Source organism: Candidatus Pelagibacter sp. Uisw_092 (genome assembly GCF_047729545.1).
Classification (GTDB): Bacteria; Pseudomonadota; Alphaproteobacteria; order Pelagibacterales; family Pelagibacteraceae; genus Pelagibacter.
In genome coordinates this window covers 733,753-749,589 of sequence record NZ_CP159824.1, presented here as the reverse complement: position 1 = coordinate 749,589, position 15,837 = coordinate 733,753, and the positions used below count along the sequence as shown (strand labels likewise).

General features: G+C 30.1%; 18 protein-coding genes. 13 read left to right on the top strand and 5 right to left on the bottom strand.

The features are described 5' to 3' along the window. The 11 genes from ABXT63_RS04150 (at nt 1) to ABXT63_RS04100 (ending at nt 9,636) form a co-directional block, all read left to right on the top strand. Nucleotides 1-1,305, top strand: a complete 1,305-nt coding sequence (locus tag ABXT63_RS04150; RefSeq protein WP_415320310.1) for a malonyl-CoA decarboxylase domain-containing protein — start codon at nt 1-3, stop codon at nt 1,303-1,305. A 155-nt stretch (nt 1,306-1,460) separates the two neighbouring features. Further along, complete coding sequence (locus ABXT63_RS04145; RefSeq protein WP_415320308.1) at nt 1,461-1,865, top strand: HIT domain-containing protein; 405 nt, start codon at nt 1,461-1,463, stop codon at nt 1,863-1,865. Nucleotides 1,866-2,033: 168 nt separating this feature from the next. Next, nucleotides 2,034-3,644, top strand: coding sequence for a SulP family inorganic anion transporter (locus ABXT63_RS04140; RefSeq protein ID WP_415320306.1), 1,611 nt, complete (start codon nt 2,034-2,036; stop codon nt 3,642-3,644). A 130-nt stretch (nt 3,645-3,774) separates the two neighbouring features. Then, on the top strand, nt 3,775-4,608 hold the full coding sequence (locus ABXT63_RS04135) for a hypothetical protein (RefSeq protein WP_415320304.1): 834 nt from the start codon (nt 3,775-3,777) through the stop codon (nt 4,606-4,608). Between the two features lie 7 nt (nt 4,609-4,615). Further along, on the top strand, nt 4,616-5,431 hold the full coding sequence (locus tag ABXT63_RS04130) for a cupin-like domain-containing protein (RefSeq protein ID WP_415320302.1): 816 nt from the start codon (nt 4,616-4,618) through the stop codon (nt 5,429-5,431). Between the two features lie 52 nt (nt 5,432-5,483). Then, nucleotides 5,484-5,777, top strand: a complete 294-nt coding sequence (locus ABXT63_RS04125) for a hypothetical protein (RefSeq protein ID WP_415320300.1) — start codon at nt 5,484-5,486, stop codon at nt 5,775-5,777. Next, nucleotides 5,774-6,262 carry a hypothetical protein gene (locus ABXT63_RS04120; protein WP_415320298.1) on the top strand — a complete coding sequence of 163 codons (489 nt, stop codon included), beginning with the start codon at nt 5,774-5,776 and terminating at the stop codon, nt 6,260-6,262. Before ABXT63_RS04125 ends, ABXT63_RS04120 begins: the two co-directional genes overlap by 4 nt. Before the next feature lie 49 nt (nt 6,263-6,311). Beyond that, a complete protein-coding gene (locus ABXT63_RS04115) occupies nt 6,312-7,712 on the top strand; it encodes a Glu/Leu/Phe/Val family dehydrogenase (RefSeq protein ID WP_415320296.1) in 1,401 nt (466 codons plus the stop codon). 69 nt (nt 7,713-7,781) lie between these two features. Beyond that, nucleotides 7,782-8,318, top strand: coding sequence for a pentapeptide repeat-containing protein (locus tag ABXT63_RS04110; protein ID WP_415320294.1), 537 nt, complete (start codon nt 7,782-7,784; stop codon nt 8,316-8,318). 24 nt (nt 8,319-8,342) lie between these two features. Continuing rightward, on the top strand, nt 8,343-8,507 hold the full coding sequence (locus ABXT63_RS04105) for a hypothetical protein (RefSeq protein ID WP_415320292.1): 165 nt from the start codon (nt 8,343-8,345) through the stop codon (nt 8,505-8,507). A 175-nt stretch (nt 8,508-8,682) separates the two neighbouring features. Then, entirely contained in the window at nt 8,683-9,636 is a 954-nt protein-coding gene (locus tag ABXT63_RS04100; protein WP_415320290.1) for a DMT family transporter, read from the top strand. 33 nt (nt 9,637-9,669) lie between these two features. Here the strand turns inward: ABXT63_RS04100 and ABXT63_RS04095 are convergent, their stop codons facing one another. Both ABXT63_RS04095 and ABXT63_RS04090 read right to left on the bottom strand, forming a co-directional pair. Next, entirely contained in the window at nt 9,670-9,984 is a 315-nt protein-coding gene (locus ABXT63_RS04095; protein WP_415320288.1) for a DUF1476 domain-containing protein, read from the bottom strand. Between the two features lie 43 nt (nt 9,985-10,027). Continuing rightward, nucleotides 10,028-10,192 (bottom strand): hypothetical protein, encoded by a 165-nt coding sequence (locus ABXT63_RS04090; protein WP_415320286.1) that lies wholly within the window; start codon nt 10,190-10,192, stop codon nt 10,028-10,030. Nucleotides 10,193-10,534: 342 nt separating this feature from the next. On the opposite strand from ABXT63_RS04090, the gene ABXT63_RS04085 reads away from it, so the two are divergent. After that, nucleotides 10,535-10,708, top strand: a complete 174-nt coding sequence (locus ABXT63_RS04085; RefSeq protein WP_415320284.1) for a hypothetical protein — start codon at nt 10,535-10,537, stop codon at nt 10,706-10,708. Between the two features lie 134 nt (nt 10,709-10,842). Here the strand turns inward: ABXT63_RS04085 and ABXT63_RS04080 are convergent, their stop codons facing one another. Genes ABXT63_RS04080 through ABXT63_RS04070 form a run of 3 tightly spaced genes read right to left on the bottom strand, consistent with a single transcriptional unit; the run spans nt 10,843 to nt 13,741 of the window. Then, on the bottom strand, nt 10,843-11,985 hold the full coding sequence (locus ABXT63_RS04080; protein ID WP_415320282.1) for a glycine cleavage T C-terminal barrel domain-containing protein: 1,143 nt from the start codon (nt 11,983-11,985) through the stop codon (nt 10,843-10,845). Nucleotides 11,986-12,021: 36 nt separating this feature from the next. After that, complete coding sequence (locus ABXT63_RS04075) at nt 12,022-12,303, bottom strand: hypothetical protein (RefSeq protein ID WP_415320280.1); 282 nt, start codon at nt 12,301-12,303, stop codon at nt 12,022-12,024. Then, the gene (locus tag ABXT63_RS04070; RefSeq protein ID WP_415320278.1) at nt 12,287-13,741 is read right to left on the bottom strand and encodes a phosphomannomutase/phosphoglucomutase; all 1,455 of its coding nucleotides are present in this window, start codon (nt 13,739-13,741) and stop codon (nt 12,287-12,289) included. The genes ABXT63_RS04075 and ABXT63_RS04070 overlap by 17 nt, the downstream gene beginning before the upstream one ends. A gap of 156 nt (nt 13,742-13,897) precedes the next feature. On the opposite strand from ABXT63_RS04070, the gene ABXT63_RS04065 reads away from it, so the two are divergent. Continuing rightward, nucleotides 13,898-15,835: a ribonucleoside-diphosphate reductase subunit alpha gene (locus tag ABXT63_RS04065; RefSeq protein WP_415320276.1), complete on the top strand. Its 1,938-nt coding sequence runs from the start codon at nt 13,898-13,900 to the stop codon at nt 15,833-15,835. Nucleotides 15,836-15,837 lie beyond the last annotated feature (2 nt).

Below are 15,837 nucleotides of genomic sequence, written 5' to 3'. Positions count from 1 at the left end.
ATGTTTAATTTAAAACAAATAATCTCATCTATTGCAGACGTTGGGCAAAAACTTTTTAATACAAGAGATATTAAAAAAAACGATATCAACTCAATTTTAAATTTATGTGATGATTTAATTTCGAACAAAGGAGCAGCGTTTGGAATAACTGTTGCAAGAGATGTTACCAAATTATATCAAGTTTTATCTCCTGATAATAAATTGATTTTTTTTAAAAAAATTAATGAAAAATATAAAGCAAACTTCACTGAAGTAGATGATGCTATCAATCTTTATAAAATTTCACCAAATGAAAAAACTTTAGCAAACTTGTTTAAAGTATCCTCTGGAAAAAGGAGAGAGCTTTTTACAAGAATGAATATGGCACCAAATGGAACATCGGTTATTATTGAACTTCGAGAAGACTTACTAAAAGTTTTAAAAGATAACAAAGACCTAAAAGTTCTAGACGATGACTTAAGATATTTATTTAAAGGTTGGTTTAATCCTGGCTTTCTTAAGCTTGAAAAAATTACCTGGGACACCAAAGCAGCAGTATTAGAAAAAATTATTAAGTATGAGCGTGTTCATCAAATGAAAGATATGAATGAACTTAAAAGACGTTTAGGAGAGGATAGAAGGTTTTTCTCTTATTTCCATCCGGCACTTGAAGATGAACCCATCATTTTTGTTCAAGTAGCTCTCACGAAAGGTCTTGGTAAGTCAATTCAAGAATTAATGAAGCCCTCAAATGATGAGACAAAAGATTATGATACTGCAACATTCTATTCAATTAGTAACTGTCAGGAAGGTTTATCAAGGGTTACATTGGGTAATTTTTTAATAAAAAGAGTGGTGTATGAAATCCAAGAAGAACTACCTCATATTAAAAATTTTGGTACTTTATCACCTATACCAGGTTTTGCTGATTGGCTTAGGTATATCAAAGAACCTAAAATTAAAAGTATTTTAGCTAACCTTAAAAACCAAGATTTATCTTTCTTAAAATTACAAGATTTAAAATTAGGTGATAGTAGAATTATAGAAAATAAAGAGGCAATAAAAAAATTAGTTGCACATTATATTGTTAATGAAAAAAACCAACAAGGGTTGCCCTTAAATGATGTGAGTAGATTTCATTTAGGTAATGGTGCTATTGTAGAAGATATTGTAATTAATGCTAATATTTCTGAACAAGGATTTAAAAGAGCATATGGTGTGATGGTTAATTATCTGTATGAATTGAAAAATATTGAAAAAAATCATGAAGATTACATGAATAACAATAAAGTAATTGTCTCTGATAAAATAAAGAAATATTTATAAATATATTCTTTATTTTTTAATTAAGACCCCATTTAACTTTATTCCAAATTCTTTTATGAAAATGTTTTAGTAACAGAGCCTATTTTTATCAGCCATAATTAAATTAGCATATAATAATTTTTGCTTATAGAGCACATTTATATTAATATTTAACTATGGCTAACAAAGTAAGTAAAAGTTTTCTAAAAGATTCTCATTTAATAACTAATTTAAAACTATGCAGCATTCGTTTAATTGATAATACTAAATTTCCCTGGATTATCTTAATCCCTAAACGAAAAAATATTACCGATATTTCAGAACTTAACTCAAATGATCAAATGCTATTAATGAAAGAAATTGTTTATTGTAGCAAGTTAATGAAAAAAATTTTTAAAACAAAAAAACTTAATGTTGAAAAGATTGGCAACATTGTTCCTCAATTACATATTCATATAATAGTAAGATCTACTAAAGACAGTACGTGGCCGCTATCGGTTTGGGTTATTAAAGGGGAACCTTATTCAAAAGTTCTATTAACTAAAACTATCGATAAGATTAAAAAGTATTTTAAGGATTAAAGGGTGAGGACAGAGGTAGCTTTAGTCTCCCGCCACTACCTCTTAATCATTATGTATCTGATTCGTCGCAAATTTGTTAACACGTATTAATTGAAAGTAGACTTTATCAACCGCTTGCTTTACTAAATAGATAACACCTCGATTCACAAATAATTAAATTAAAATATATTGATTAAAACCACACTCTCATCATTTGCAAAATCTATTGGTTTTAACTCACAAAATTATATTCCAAAGGAAGGGGCATCCTTTTCTTTATTTAGAATTGAAGTTTTATCAGGCTTAACGGTTGCCTTAGCATTAGTTCCTGAAGCTATTGCCTTTGCTTTTGTTGCGGGTGTTACACCTTTATCAGGGCTTTATGCGGCTTTTATTGTTGGTTTAATTACAGCTGTATTTGGAGGAAGACCCGGAATGATTTCAGGGGCAACCGGCGCCTTAGCTGTTGTAATGGTTTCACTTGTTATGGATCACGGTGCTCAATATTTGTTTGCAACTGTAGTGTTAATGGGAATTTTACAATTATTAGCGGGTGTCTTTAAGCTTGGAAAATTTATTAGAATGGTACCACAACCTGTAATGTTAGGTTTTGTTAATGGCCTTGCAATCGTTATTGGTATTTCACAACTTAGTCAGTTTAAAACCCTTAATGCAATGGGACAATCAGTATGGATTTCAGGAAATACTTTGTACTATTCAATAGGGTTTGTTGCTTTAACTATGTTAATTATTTGGTTACTACCAAAGATTACTAAAGCAGTTCCAGCTACACTTGCTGCTATTTTAGCAACATCTGGATTAGTTTTAGTATTAAAGATTGATATTCCAAGTGTTGGAGATCTTGCAAGTGTTAAAGGAGGATTACCTATATTCTCAATCCCAAGTGTTTCTTTAAACTTTGAAACTTTAAAAATTATTTTCCCTTATGCATTTATATTATCTGCCATTGGCTTAATCGAAAGCTTGTTAACGCTTAACTTAGTTGGTGAAATTACCAATAAAAGAGGTGGGGCTAGTCAGGAATGCTTAGCACAAGGACTAGCTAATACAGTTACTGGTTTTTTTGGGGGTATGGGTGGATGTGCGATGATTGGACAATCTATGATTAATGTAAAATCAGGTGGTAGAACAAGAATCGCAGGAATAGCTGCAGCATTATTCTTATTAATTTTTATTTTATATACATCAAGCTATATTGAGATGATCCCAATTGCAGCTCTTGTTGGTGTAATGTTTATGGTGGTGATTGGAACGTTTGCGTGGAACTCTTTAAAGATATTATTTTTTGTACCAAAGAGTGATGCACTAGTTATTGTTCTTGTAACCGTTGTAACTGTTTTAGAAGATTTAGCAGTTGCTGTAATTGTTGGAGTGATTGTTTCAGCATTAGTTTTTGCATGGAAATCTGCATCAAGAATTAGAGCAGTTGAGAGACCATCCATTAGAGAAAAAGGTGCTAAGGTTTATGAAATAGAAGGTCCACTTTTCTTTAGCTCAACGGATAGCTTTTTAGAGCTATTCAAACCAGAAGAAGATCCTGAGTTAATCATTATTGATTTTGCTGCATCAAAAGTAATTGATCAATCAGCTTTAAAAGCAATTGAAGATATAGCTGATAAATATAATAGTTTTGAAAAAAAGGTTAAGCTCAGACATTTAACTCGTGATTGTCATAAATTACTAAGTAGAGCTGGTCAGCTTGTTGTTGATAGTGATGATGATCCTGATTATGGAGTTGCAGTTGATTATGATGTTAAGCTTGGCATTTTTGGAAAATAAGATAAAAAAAGAGATAAAAATTAGATCATGTTAATTTAATTAGTTTAATTGTCAATTTGCTTGTAAAAAAATCAATTAACAATTAAATACTTATTTTAAGATATAATAAACATTAAGTAATTACAGTAAAATGAAAATTATATACAAACTTAAAATCTTATTTTTAAGAATTGTTGGTTATGAAAAGCCACTGAGAGTAGCTTTTTTAAAATATTTGCAAGTAAAATATAAAACATTCAAACCTCATTATGAGACAGTATTATTAGAGTCATGCAAAGAAGCAAAGAAATTGGGTATTAATAAAATTAGTGTCTTAGAATTGGGTGTCGCAGGCGGAAATGGTATTATTGCATTAGAAAAATATAAGAAATCAATTGAAAAACATTTAGATGTAAAAATTGATATTTATGGTTTTGATACTGGTGAGGGAATGCCACCAACTAATTTAAAAGAAGATTTACCATTTGTATGGAAACAAGGTATTTACAAAGTTGATAAAGAAGCACTTTCAAAAAAAATAAAAAGTAAGATTTTTTATGGGGATATTAAAAATACTGTGGGTGATTTTATTAACACAAGCCCAAATAAAGTTGCCTGTATTTTTTTTGATTTAGATTATTATTCTTCAACAAAATCATTTATGGATCAAATAGACAGTCTAAGGGAGCACCTACTACCTAGAGTGTTTTGTTACTTTGATGATTTACATCTTCCAGAAAAATACATTTCAGATATTAATGGCGTTGCATTAGCAATCAAAGAATTTAATTCCTCAAATGTAAAATTTAAATTTGGAAAAAATGTTGACCATATAATGGACTTTAAATTTCCTTTAGCTAAAAGCTTAATATATATGCTACACCATTTTGATCATCATGATTATAATAAGTTTATAGGAGAAGCTTATGGTGACGATCTTGATATTAAGTCTACAAAAATTAAATATTCAATTTTAGACGATTAACATTTAAATGAAATATATTGATATCGAAACAAATGATAAACTTGATTTTAGGATTGAAGATAAACCATACGTAATAAGACAATATGCTAAAGATTGGCATGCATATAACAATTGGTCGTTTGACTTTCTAAAAAATTTAGACCCAGAACAAAAAATGAATGTAAATACAGTTATTGGAAATCTATATACTGGTGAAAAAAAATTTATTTCAGTTAAACTTAAAGAGTATATCGAAAAAATAATTTCATCAGACACTAATGAATATCTGACAACTTTTCATCTTTTTAATAAATTCCCAATATTAAAAAAACATATTAATTTTAAGAATATTAAAAAAAATTCAATTATTCATTCATTGTTAGCCTGGATTGGCCCAAAATCTACAATAACAGGCTTTCATGCAGATTGGTCTGAAAATATAAATGTCCAAATTAGAGGTAGTAAGACTTTTTATTTGGTGTCACCAAAGTCTAATAAAAATATGTATCCAAGCCCCACTTACGAAAGATTCTCTACAGCTAGTCTTGTTGACATGAAAAATTTAGATATAAAAAAATTTCCATTATTTGCAGAATGTAAAATCATTAAGACGGTACTAAAACCTGGAGATGCAATTTACCTACCTAGAGGTTGGTGGCATTATGTTGAATCTTTAGAGCCATCAATAAATGTTAGTATTCATTATTGGAAATTAGGAAGTTTTTTTAGAGACTTCTTAGGAGGACTGTCAAAAATGTTTTTACACAATTTGGGTTTATATAAAAAGAAAGATTGTGCTTGTCATAATTATAATGATAAAGGTAAACGAATAGTTAGAGCATAGATTTCAATAATCTTACTTTTTTTTGGGTTAAATTATTTTTTTAGTAGATAGAATGAATAGTAAAATAAAATCAGATGATGTTATTTTCAATTTCTTTAAACAAATTTGTGATGAGAAAGATGATGTTAAATGTGTAGAGCTTGGCAATAGTTGGATTAATGCAATGAAGACTAATCTTACTAACATGGAAAAAAATCTAGAAGAAGCTGATAAAGCTAAACATCAAGAAAATATAGATAGTAATATGAACCACCTTAATAACCTTAAGGATAAATCGGCTGAGGAATGGCGTGAATATGCAACTCAGTGTATGGTCGAGATCTTAGATCATAAAACTAAATCGTGAATTTATTTAAGAGATTATTTTCAAGTAGCAATTTAGAATTACAAATCAATGACGGTGGAAGATCTGCGGCTGGATATAAAGGAAAAGCTGGAGACTGCGTAGTTAGATCAATTGCAATTGTAACAAAGCTCCCTTATCAAAAAATTTATGATGATCTTTATAAGGCAAATGAAGAATTTAGAACCACATCAAGGACTAGACTTGCAAGAAGTTTAAAACAAAAAAATGATAGTCCAAGATCAGGAACTCATAGAGTAGTAGTTAAAAAATATCTTGAAAAACTTGGATGGCATTGGACGCCAACGATGTTTATAGGTCAAGGTTGTAAAGTTCATTTAAAAAAGAATGAACTTCCTAGTGGGACTTTAATTGTATCTTGTTCAAAGCACATAACAGTTGTTAAAGATGGTGTCTTGCATGACACTTATGATTGCTCAAGATGTGGAACACGATGTGTTTATGGTTATTGGACTAAGCCTCATTAGATAAAGATAAAAGTGGTTAATAAATTTCATTAATATATAATTTTTAAAAATGAGCTTTAAGAATAACGTCAACCTACATGTAGATAAATCAGCTAAATTACTAAATTTTAGTGATGATTTACTTGAGCATTTAAAATCTACTCACTCATTAATTAAAGTAAATGTGGGTGTTGTCTTAGATAGTAAAATTAATAATTTTACTGGATGGAGAGCGGTTCACTCAGAACACATTCTTCCAACTAAGGGTGGATTAAGATATTCAGAAACTGTTGATCAAGATGATACTGAAGCCTTAGCATCTTTAATGACTTACAAATGTGCAATAGTTAATATTCCATTTGGAGGTGCAAAAGGAGGTTTAAAGATTAATCCTAAAAATTACACAATGCCTCAACTTAGAGAAATTACTAAAGCGTTTGCTAGTAAATTAATTAATAAAGGTTTTATTTCTCCAGCATTAAATGTACCAGCTCCAGATGTTGGAACTTCAGAAAGAGAAATGGAATGGATTTTAGAGACTTACAAAACATTAAAACCTGATGATATAAATTATAGAGGTTGTGTAACAGGCAAACCCTTACATCGTGGTGGTATTGCTGGAAGAACTGAGGCTACTGGTAGAGGTATTGAAGAAGTAGTTAGAGAAATATTTAGACATGAAGATATTGTTAAAGAAGCTGGTTTAAAAAATGAATTAAAGGATAATGAAATTATAGTTCAAGGTTTTGGTAATGTAGGAAGTAATTTAGCTAAACATTTATATAATAGAGATAGTGCAAAGATTATAGCCATAGGTGAGTTTGATGGTTATTTATATAACAAAAAAGGCATCGATATAAATGCACTAATTGAATCTTTTCAAAAAAATAAAAGTATTAATAATCCTAAACTTGGAGAGTTTAAAAATAAACCAAGTGAACTTTTAGAATTAGATTGTGATATTTTAATTCCAGCTGCTCTAGAAAACGTAATCACTATTGATAATGTAGATAAAATTAAAACAAAATTAATAATTGAGGCTGCTAATGGTCCTGTTTCATTTGAGGCGGATCAAAAATTATTTGAAAAAGGAATTATGATTATTCCTGATATTTACGTCAATGCAGGCGGGGTAGTAGTTTCTTATTTTGAATGGGTAAAAGACATTTCCCACATACGTTTTGGTAGAGTTGAAAAAAGATTTCAAGAACAAAAGATATTAGACATTATTGATTTGATGGATAAAAAAACTAATACCAAAACGGATTTTGACACCATTAAAAAGATTATTCATGGTGCCGATGAAGAGGATTTAGCTTTTTCGGGTCTAGAAGATAGTATGAGAAATGCATTTATTGAAATTTATAATACTAAAAAACAAATAAAAAAATCATTTAGAGATAGCGCTTATTATGTGTCTCTAAAGAAGATAAGAAACTTCTATACAGTAGAAGGCTTCCCTAAGCGATAATAGCAGGTTAATTTTACCTATAATTAAATTAATAGAAGACTCCCGATCTACGATTTGTTAGCATTTAATATGATAAAATTAATAAGAGTAGGCTTTATGAACAAGCTTTTTTCTATTTTAGTCTTAAGCTTATTATTAATTAGTGGTGCAAAAGCAGGTTGTGATGATGCTCCAGTTGATGGAGTGGATTATTCTAATTGTCAATTCTCAGAAGGCCAAGATTTAAGTAGAGCTTATATACCAAATTCTAACCTTTCTTTTATTAGCTTTATTAAAGTTACTTTTGATAAAGGAGTAATGATGAATGCAACATTGGCTAATGGTAATTTTGTAGAATCATCTTTTATTAGAACTAATTTATATGAAGCAAATCTTGAAGGTGGTATTTTTGAAAAAGCAAATTTTTCAAGTGCCAACTTAACAAGAGTAAATTTCAAAGGCTCATCATTAATTGAGACAAACTTCAGTAATAGCAACCTTTTTGAAGCAGATTTAACTGGTGCAAATATTTTAAATGCAAACTTTGAAGGTGCCAATTTAAACAACGCAGTTTGGATTGATGGAGTCAAATGTTCCCTAGGCTCTATTGGTAAATGTGTTAAATAGTTGAAATTAAACTAAAAAAAATAAATGAAAAAAAATTTATCAGGATGTAGTGAGTGTGGAGATGATACAGCTATCTTGACGCAAGTCAGTTCAGGACCAGAGATCATCTTACTTTGCACTGATTGCTATAATTTTAAACATTTAAATGAAACACAAAACCAAATCAGCTATGAAGAAGAAAAAAGCTAAGAAGCTTGCACATAATTTTTATGGACTTGGAAAATTTAATTATTTAATCTTTCAGTTTCTATGCTCTAGGTTTCGGCTTAAATAGCTAGTCAAATCTCTGTTTTATGTAATCTCGTTTAGTATTAGCCAATTCAAGTCCAGTGAGTTAGTTTAGTAAAATTACTGATATTAGATAATGACTACAGATAATAACTCAAAAGGTATAATCTTAATATTGATTGCAATGAGCTTGTTTGCAATTCAAGACTCGTTAATTAAATTTATATTTGAAAAATCTGCTCTTTATGAGATCTTTTTTGGAAGGTACTTGATTGCAGCAATGGTACTTTTTATTTATCTAAGTTTTAAAGGACAGAAAGTATCTTTTAAAACACATTATCCAGTATTAACTTTTGTAAGAGTTTTGTTACATTTTGTTGCTTTTTCAACATTTTTTATCTCTATTACTTATATGCAATTAGCTACCGCTAATGCTTTATTCTTTTCTTGTCCTTTTTTCGTATCCATCTTTGCTAAATTTTTCTTAAAAGAGTTTATTGGAATTAGAAGATGGTCAGCAATTGCCTTTGGTTTTTTTGGTGTATTAATCGTCTTAAATCCTGATTTTGAAAGTTTTGATTATAGAAATTTATTACCAGTATTAAGTGCTTTATTTTATGCAGCATCAATGACTATTACTAAATACACATCTGATAAGGATGATGTAAACACTCAGTTATACTATTTTTATTTAATTGCTCTTATTTTATGTGGCATCATTTATGTCTTTATGGGCAATGGTCAATTTAACAACACTGATTTTGATCCAACTACACAGTTTATATTTAGAGAGTGGTTTACAAATTTTGATTATACTTGGAAGTTTATATTATTTTTTGGAGTTGCAGCATCTATTGGGTTCTTATGTATTTTTTCAGCCTATATCATTGCATCTCCATCCGTTGTTTCATTGTTTGAATATTCATTGATTATTATGTCAATGATCCCAGGTTATTTTTTATTTAATGAAATCCCATCTCTTAGAACTTTATTAGGGGTAATTTGTATTATTTCAGCTGGGGTTTATATTTACTTTAGAGAAGGTGTTCGAAAACAGTACGTTGCATCTAAAATTCCAACTAGAAGATAAATTAATTTAATAATCTGTAAAAAATTGAAATTTCTATAAGAAGGCTTTTTTAGCAGTTTCCATTAGTTCATTCATTTTATTTCTGATTTCTTCATCGATATTTTCAAAACCAGCCTGCGATAGATCATTTTTAACCTTTCTAAAAACATCTTCATCTCCTGGCTCAGCCATATCAGATTTTATAACTTCAAGAATATAGCCCTCTTTATCCTTATCAGTTTTTTTTAATTTATCTGCCACCCACTCACCTAAAAGTTTATTTCTTTTTGCATTAATTTTGAATAAAGTTTCTTCATCGTGAGCGAACTTACCTTCAAATCCTTTTTTTCTATCATCAAATGAGCTCATATCTCTAACCCTCCTAATAAATCTTTATTAAAGCTTTAATTAATTATTTTTTTTCACCAAAATTAACAAGAGCACCACCAATTAAACCTATTACGATTGGTGAAAATCTTGATGCTTCTCCTAGAAAACTAGTTAGGTTATAACCGGCATAAGATGAACCAAAATCAGCTATAGCAAAAATAATTAAAATATATCCAAGTATTTGCATTCATTAAAGCTATCAAATGAGTTAGAATAAGCTATTGAAATGATGGATCAGTTACTACCTGTAGTATATATGATAGGAGTTCTTTTATTGGTTCTTCCTGCTTTTCTAAAATCTAATTCTAAACTTAAACAATTCTTAACTAACCTCACTATTTGGATTGTCGTAATCCTCATAATTTTAACAATTATTTATATATTTAAAAACAAATGATAAAATCTATCATACTATTAATAAAATTTGGGTTTATTGGTTTTTTTAACGAATTAAGACTTTTATTTAAAAGATGAGCCGGTCAAAGAAGAGAAAGATGACAAGGTTGATGTACTTAAAGAATATCAAGAAATGAGAGACCGTGAAAGAGCAGAGGAACTTAAGAGATTAAGAGAGGAAGATAATAAGGTAAAATTTACTTCTGTAGAGCCTCTTAGAAAAGATCCTAATCGAGGAATGCGCTTTGTGAGTTGTTCTGAACCTATAAATAAAGGGAAACTTGGCTCCTCTAGGTCTTTTTCTTAAAAAAAAGATAAGGAATATTACTAGAAATAAAGACGGTACATAAAGTTAACTGAGACTACTGTTAAGATAATAACTAGTAAATATAGGGATATATAATCTTTTGGAGTTAACATGGCTTATAAATACTCTTATTGCTATGAACTTGCTAGTTTCTTTTTAGGATCATAGAAAGGTTTTTCAGTAACCGTTGCTTTAATGATTTTGTCATTCATTTTAACATCAAGCACTGATCCAATTTCTGAATTGTTAATTGAGACCATTGCAAGTGCTATGTTTTGTTTTAATCTCGGTGAATATACTGCAGAAGTAACTTTACCAACTATATGATTGTCTATTAAGATTTCCCAAAAGGTAGTGTTAGGTCCAGTTAAAGGAATACAATCTAAGATAACTCCAACTTGTTTTCTTTTAATGCCATCAGTATTTATTTTTTGTAAAGCATCTTTACCAATAAAGTTAGATTCAATATCTAAATTAACAAGTCTTCCTAGATTTAGTTCATAAGGGTTCGTGTTTATATCAGCATCTGCGTGGTACGATAACATTCCACCTTCAATACGTCTAATCGATGATGTATGACCTGGTTTTAATCCGTGAGGTTTACCAGCTGACATTATTTTTTCCCAAAGTTGGTCCCCCTTAGAGCCATCTCTTAAATATAATTCATAACCAAGTTCACTTGACCAACCTGTTCGAGAGACTATTAAAGGAATGCCATCTAAATTTAATTCTCTTAACCAATAATATTTAAGATCATTAATACTTTCACCAAATAAAGCCTTCATAATTTTTCCAGAGTTTGGTCCTTGTAATTGAAGAGGGGAGACATCAGGTTCGATAATTTTAACATCAAGGTTTGAATTTACAGCAACACCTTGTGCCCATAATAAAATATCGCTATCTGCAAGAGATAACCAATAATGGTTTTCTTTTAGTCTTAATAATACTGGATCATTTAAAATTCCACCTTCATTATTAACTATTAAAACATATTTACATTGTCCAACTGAAAGTTTTGATAAATCCCTTGGTGTTAAGAGTTGAATAAATTTTGTAGCATCAGGTCCAGTAATTTCAACTTGTCGTTCAACTGCAACATCACATAAAATTGCTTCATTAACTAAATTCCAAAAGTTTTGCTCAGGGGATCCAAAGTCACGAGGAATATACATATGATTATAAACTGAAAAACCAGTTGCACCCCATTTAACAGTTGAGTTAAAGTAAGGAGATTTTCTAATCTGCGTTCCAAAACCGAAGTTTTTCTTATCTTCCATTTTCAAAATCTATTAATTATTTTATTATTTGAAAAGCTATTTATTATTTTCGCACTCAATTGTCGCAAATGCAGTTAGTTGTTGAATTTCATCAGGTTCTTTACTGAACACTTCATCAATCTCTTCATCACTAAATTTCTCACTTAATTTATCAACAGTACACTGGCAGTATATTTTAGCGCCATCTGTACCAAGGTATTGCTTAGAGTTAGTATAACAACCAATGTACAATTCCTTCTCATATTCAGGGCTTAGAGCATGACTTTTAGAGGTAAAAAGAAGGATTAAGATTAGTAAATATTTATATCTTTTGATCATATTCGCCAACTTTGCCAGTTTTTTGTAAAAGGTCATCAATAAAATTAAAGATCTTTTTCTTTCTCTCATTCGATGTTGGGCTTTCAGTAACAATTACAAGTGATGGCTTATTTGATGAGGCTCTAATTAATCCCCATGAACCATCTTTAAAAGAAAATCTGATACCATTAACAGTTAACACTTCACTAATCTCCTGGTCATCAATTTTAGTTTTATTATCTTTAATAGCGTTTACTTGTTTAACTAAATCTTCAACCACTTGATATTTTTCTTCATCTTTACAAAAAGGTGCCATTGTAGGTGTTTGAAAAGTATTAGGTAATTCTTTTATGATTTCATGCATACTTTTGTTTTCATTATCAAGCAAGTGACACACATGAATTGCAGAATTAATTCCATCATCATAACCAAAACCTAAAGGTTGATTAAAGAAAAAGTGTCCACTTTTTTCGAACCCTGCTAATGCTTTTTCAGTATTAACTTTTCTTTTAATATGTGAGTGACCTGTCTTCCAATAAATGGTTTCACAGTCATTGTCTTTTAAGACCTTGTCTGTTGCATACAATCCAGTTGATTTTACATCAACAATAAACTTAGAACCTTTATGAGTTTTAGATAAGTTTCTTGCAATTAATAAGCCAATTTTATCTGAAAATATTTCGTTCCCTGTATTATCAATTACACCAACTCTATCGCCGTCACCATCAAAGCCAAAACCAATATCAGCGTTATTATCTTTTACAGCTTTTGCTATTGCATGTAACATCTCTAAATCTTCTGGATTTGGATTATATTTTGGAAAAGTCCAATCAAGATTACAATCTAATTCTATTACTTCACAACCAATTCCTCTTAAAATTTCAGGTGCAAATATTCCAGCTGTACCATTACCACAAGCAACAACTGCTTTAATTTTTTTTGTTATTTTATTTTTATTTATTAAATCATCTTTATAAATTTTTTGAAAACCTTCTATTTGTTTTTCAACTCCATCACCCTTGATAAAATTTTCATTTAAAGTAATCTCTTTTAATTCTTTCATCTCTTCTGGTGCATGGGTTAAACCTTTTTTGATACCCATTTTAACTCCAGTCCAACCATTTTCATTGTGACTTGCAGTAACCATTGCAACAGCATCAGCATCTAAATTAAATTGTGCAAAATAAACAGTAGGGGATAGAGATAAACCTATATCTTCAATATTGCATCCTGTTGAAAGTAGTCCTTTTTTAAGAGCAGTTTTAATTTCTTCACTGTAAGATCTATAATCATGACCAACAATTACTCTTGGATTCGTTTTTTTTGTATGTTTTATAATTTGAGTGCCTAAACCTTTACCTAGATTCTCTATTCCGAGTTGGTTTATGTCCTTCTCATACAACCACCTTGCGTCATACTCCCTGAAGCCATATGGATCTATTTTTAAATTTGTTGTCATTGTTAACCTTTCTTACATTCATTTTATTTTTTTATTGATATTTTTTTTATATGTTCTATAAATGTTCTGTTGAATAACTATTTATATGGTGTATCAATGATTTCAGCATACAACATGTAGTTGTTTTGTAAAAAAAAACTTATAAAATATTAAAATATGAACAAAATACTATCACAGGCACTTAAGAAAGCTGTCTCCGAATATAGCCCTGATAATAGCGAACTTTCAAAAAATAAAGGACCAGATTTATTTTCACTTAGTAATGACACTGAACTTTTTCAAAATGAAAAAGGCATTATTATTAAAATTGACAGAACAAGAGATTCTAAATTAACAGATTTTGGTAGAGCAACTTTAAAAGATAGATACTTAGGAAATAACAAATCTTATCAAGATTTATTTGCCCGTGTTGCAAGTTCATACGCAGATGACAATTTACATGCACAAAGAATTTATAACTACATTAGTAATTTATGGTTCATGCCAGCAACTCCAGTTTTATCAAATGGTGGAACTAAAAGAGGTTTACCAATTTCATGTTTTTTAAATGAAGCATCAGACAGCTTAAATGGAATACTTGATCTATGGAGTGAGAATGTTTGGTTAGCTGCTAAAGGTGGTGGGATCGGAAGTTACTGGGGTAACCTTAGATCTATTGGAGAAAAAATTGGTAAAGTTGGTAAGACTTCAGGAATAATTCCTTTTATTAAAGTAATGGACTCGTTAACAATGGCAATTAGCCAAGGTTCATTAAGAAGAGGATCGGCTGCTTGTTATCTTCCAATTGAGCATCCTGAAATTGAAGAATTTATAGAAATGAGAAGACCAACGGGTGGAGATCCAAATAGAAAAGCCTTAAACCTTCATCATGGTGTTTTAGTATCTGATGCGTTTATGAGAGCTGTTGAGACAGATGAGCAATGGGCATTAAAAAGTCCTGCTGACGGAACTGTGCAACAAACTATCTCTGCAAGAAATTTATGGATTAGATTATTAACTGCAAGAATTGAAACAGGTGAACCTTATATTATCTATATCGATACAGTTAACAGACAAATTCCACAACACCACAAACTTGCCAACTTAACCGTTAAAACTTCTAACCTCTGTAGTGAGATTACTTTACCTACGGGTATAGATAAAAATGGAAGAGATAGAACTGCTGTTTGTTGTTTATCATCCTTAAATTTAGAAAAGTATGATGAATGGAAAGACGATAACGTTATGATTAACGATGTTATGAGATTTTTAGATAATGTATTAACAGATTTTATTGAAAGAGCTCCAGAGCAATTTGATGATGCAAAATATTCTGCAGAAAAAGAAAGAAGTGTTGGCTTAGGTGTTATGGGTTTCCATTCTTACTTACAAAAGCATAGTATTCCACTTGAATCTGTTATGAGTAAAGCTTGGAATAAAAAGATATTTAAACATATTCAAGAGCATGTAGATCAAGCCTCAAAAGATTTAGCAGATGAAAGAGGAGCTTGTCCAGATGCTGCTGATTATGGTTTTAATGAAAGGTTTTCAAACAAAACCGCGATTGCACCAACTGCATCGATTTCAATTATATGTGGTGGAGCATCTCCTGGAGTAGAGCCAGTTGCAGCTAACAGTTACACCCACAAAACTCTTTCTGGTTCGTTCAATGTTAGAAATAGATATTTAGTAGAGTTATTAGAAAAACATGGAAAAAATAATGATGATGTTTGGTCTGGTATTACAACAAACCAAGGGTCTGTTTCTCATTTAGATTTTTTAACTAATTTAGAAAAAGATGTTTTTAAAACAGCATTTGAGTTAGATCAAAAATGGATTATTGAATTAAGTGGAGATAGAACACCTTTTATATCTCAAGCTCAATCAATTAACATATTTGTACCAGCAGATATTCACAAAAGAGAACTACATAAAATTCATTTTGATGCTTGGAAAAAAGGTTTAAAGAGCCTTTATTACTGCAGATCAAAATCAATTCAACGTGCGGAAAATGTCAATGATACTAAAGCAACTGATGTTACCGCAAATGTTTATAAGTCAAAACCACAAACAACTGAACAACCAGAATATGAGGAGTGCCTATCATGTCAGTAGAA

What these genes read in the sequence shown, in the direction of transcription:
- ABXT63_RS04150 (WP_415320310.1), top strand. Translation starts at nt 1, where the DNA reads ATGTTTAATTTAAAACAAATAATCTCATCTATTGCAGACGTTGGGCAA.
- ABXT63_RS04145 (WP_415320308.1), top strand. Translation starts at nt 1,461, where the DNA reads ATGGCTAACAAAGTAAGTAAAAGTTTTCTAAAAGATTCTCATTTAATA.
- ABXT63_RS04135 (WP_415320304.1), top strand. Translation starts at nt 3,775, where the DNA reads ATGAAAATTATATACAAACTTAAAATCTTATTTTTAAGAATTGTTGGT.
- ABXT63_RS04130 (WP_415320302.1), top strand. Translation starts at nt 4,616, where the DNA reads ATGAAATATATTGATATCGAAACAAATGATAAACTTGATTTTAGGATT.
- ABXT63_RS04125 (WP_415320300.1), top strand. Translation starts at nt 5,484, where the DNA reads ATGAATAGTAAAATAAAATCAGATGATGTTATTTTCAATTTCTTTAAA.
- ABXT63_RS04115 (WP_415320296.1), top strand. Translation starts at nt 6,312, where the DNA reads ATGAGCTTTAAGAATAACGTCAACCTACATGTAGATAAATCAGCTAAA.
- ABXT63_RS04110 (WP_415320294.1), top strand. Translation starts at nt 7,782, where the DNA reads ATGATAAAATTAATAAGAGTAGGCTTTATGAACAAGCTTTTTTCTATT.
- ABXT63_RS04105 (WP_415320292.1), top strand. Translation starts at nt 8,343, where the DNA reads ATGAAAAAAAATTTATCAGGATGTAGTGAGTGTGGAGATGATACAGCT.
- ABXT63_RS04100 (WP_415320290.1), top strand. Translation starts at nt 8,683, where the DNA reads ATGACTACAGATAATAACTCAAAAGGTATAATCTTAATATTGATTGCA.
- ABXT63_RS04095 (WP_415320288.1), bottom strand. Translation starts at nt 9,984, where the DNA reads ATGAGCTCATTTGATGATAGAAAAAAAGGATTTGAAGGTAAGTTCGCT.
- ABXT63_RS04090 (WP_415320286.1), bottom strand. Translation starts at nt 10,192, where the DNA reads ATGCAAATACTTGGATATATTTTAATTATTTTTGCTATAGCTGATTTT.
- ABXT63_RS04085 (WP_415320284.1), top strand. Translation starts at nt 10,535, where the DNA reads ATGAGAGACCGTGAAAGAGCAGAGGAACTTAAGAGATTAAGAGAGGAA.
- ABXT63_RS04080 (WP_415320282.1), bottom strand. Translation starts at nt 11,985, where the DNA reads ATGGAAGATAAGAAAAACTTCGGTTTTGGAACGCAGATTAGAAAATCT.
- ABXT63_RS04075 (WP_415320280.1), bottom strand. Translation starts at nt 12,303, where the DNA reads ATGATCAAAAGATATAAATATTTACTAATCTTAATCCTTCTTTTTACC.
- ABXT63_RS04070 (WP_415320278.1), bottom strand. Translation starts at nt 13,741, where the DNA reads ATGACAACAAATTTAAAAATAGATCCATATGGCTTCAGGGAGTATGAC.
- ABXT63_RS04065 (WP_415320276.1), top strand. Translation starts at nt 13,898, where the DNA reads ATGAACAAAATACTATCACAGGCACTTAAGAAAGCTGTCTCCGAATAT.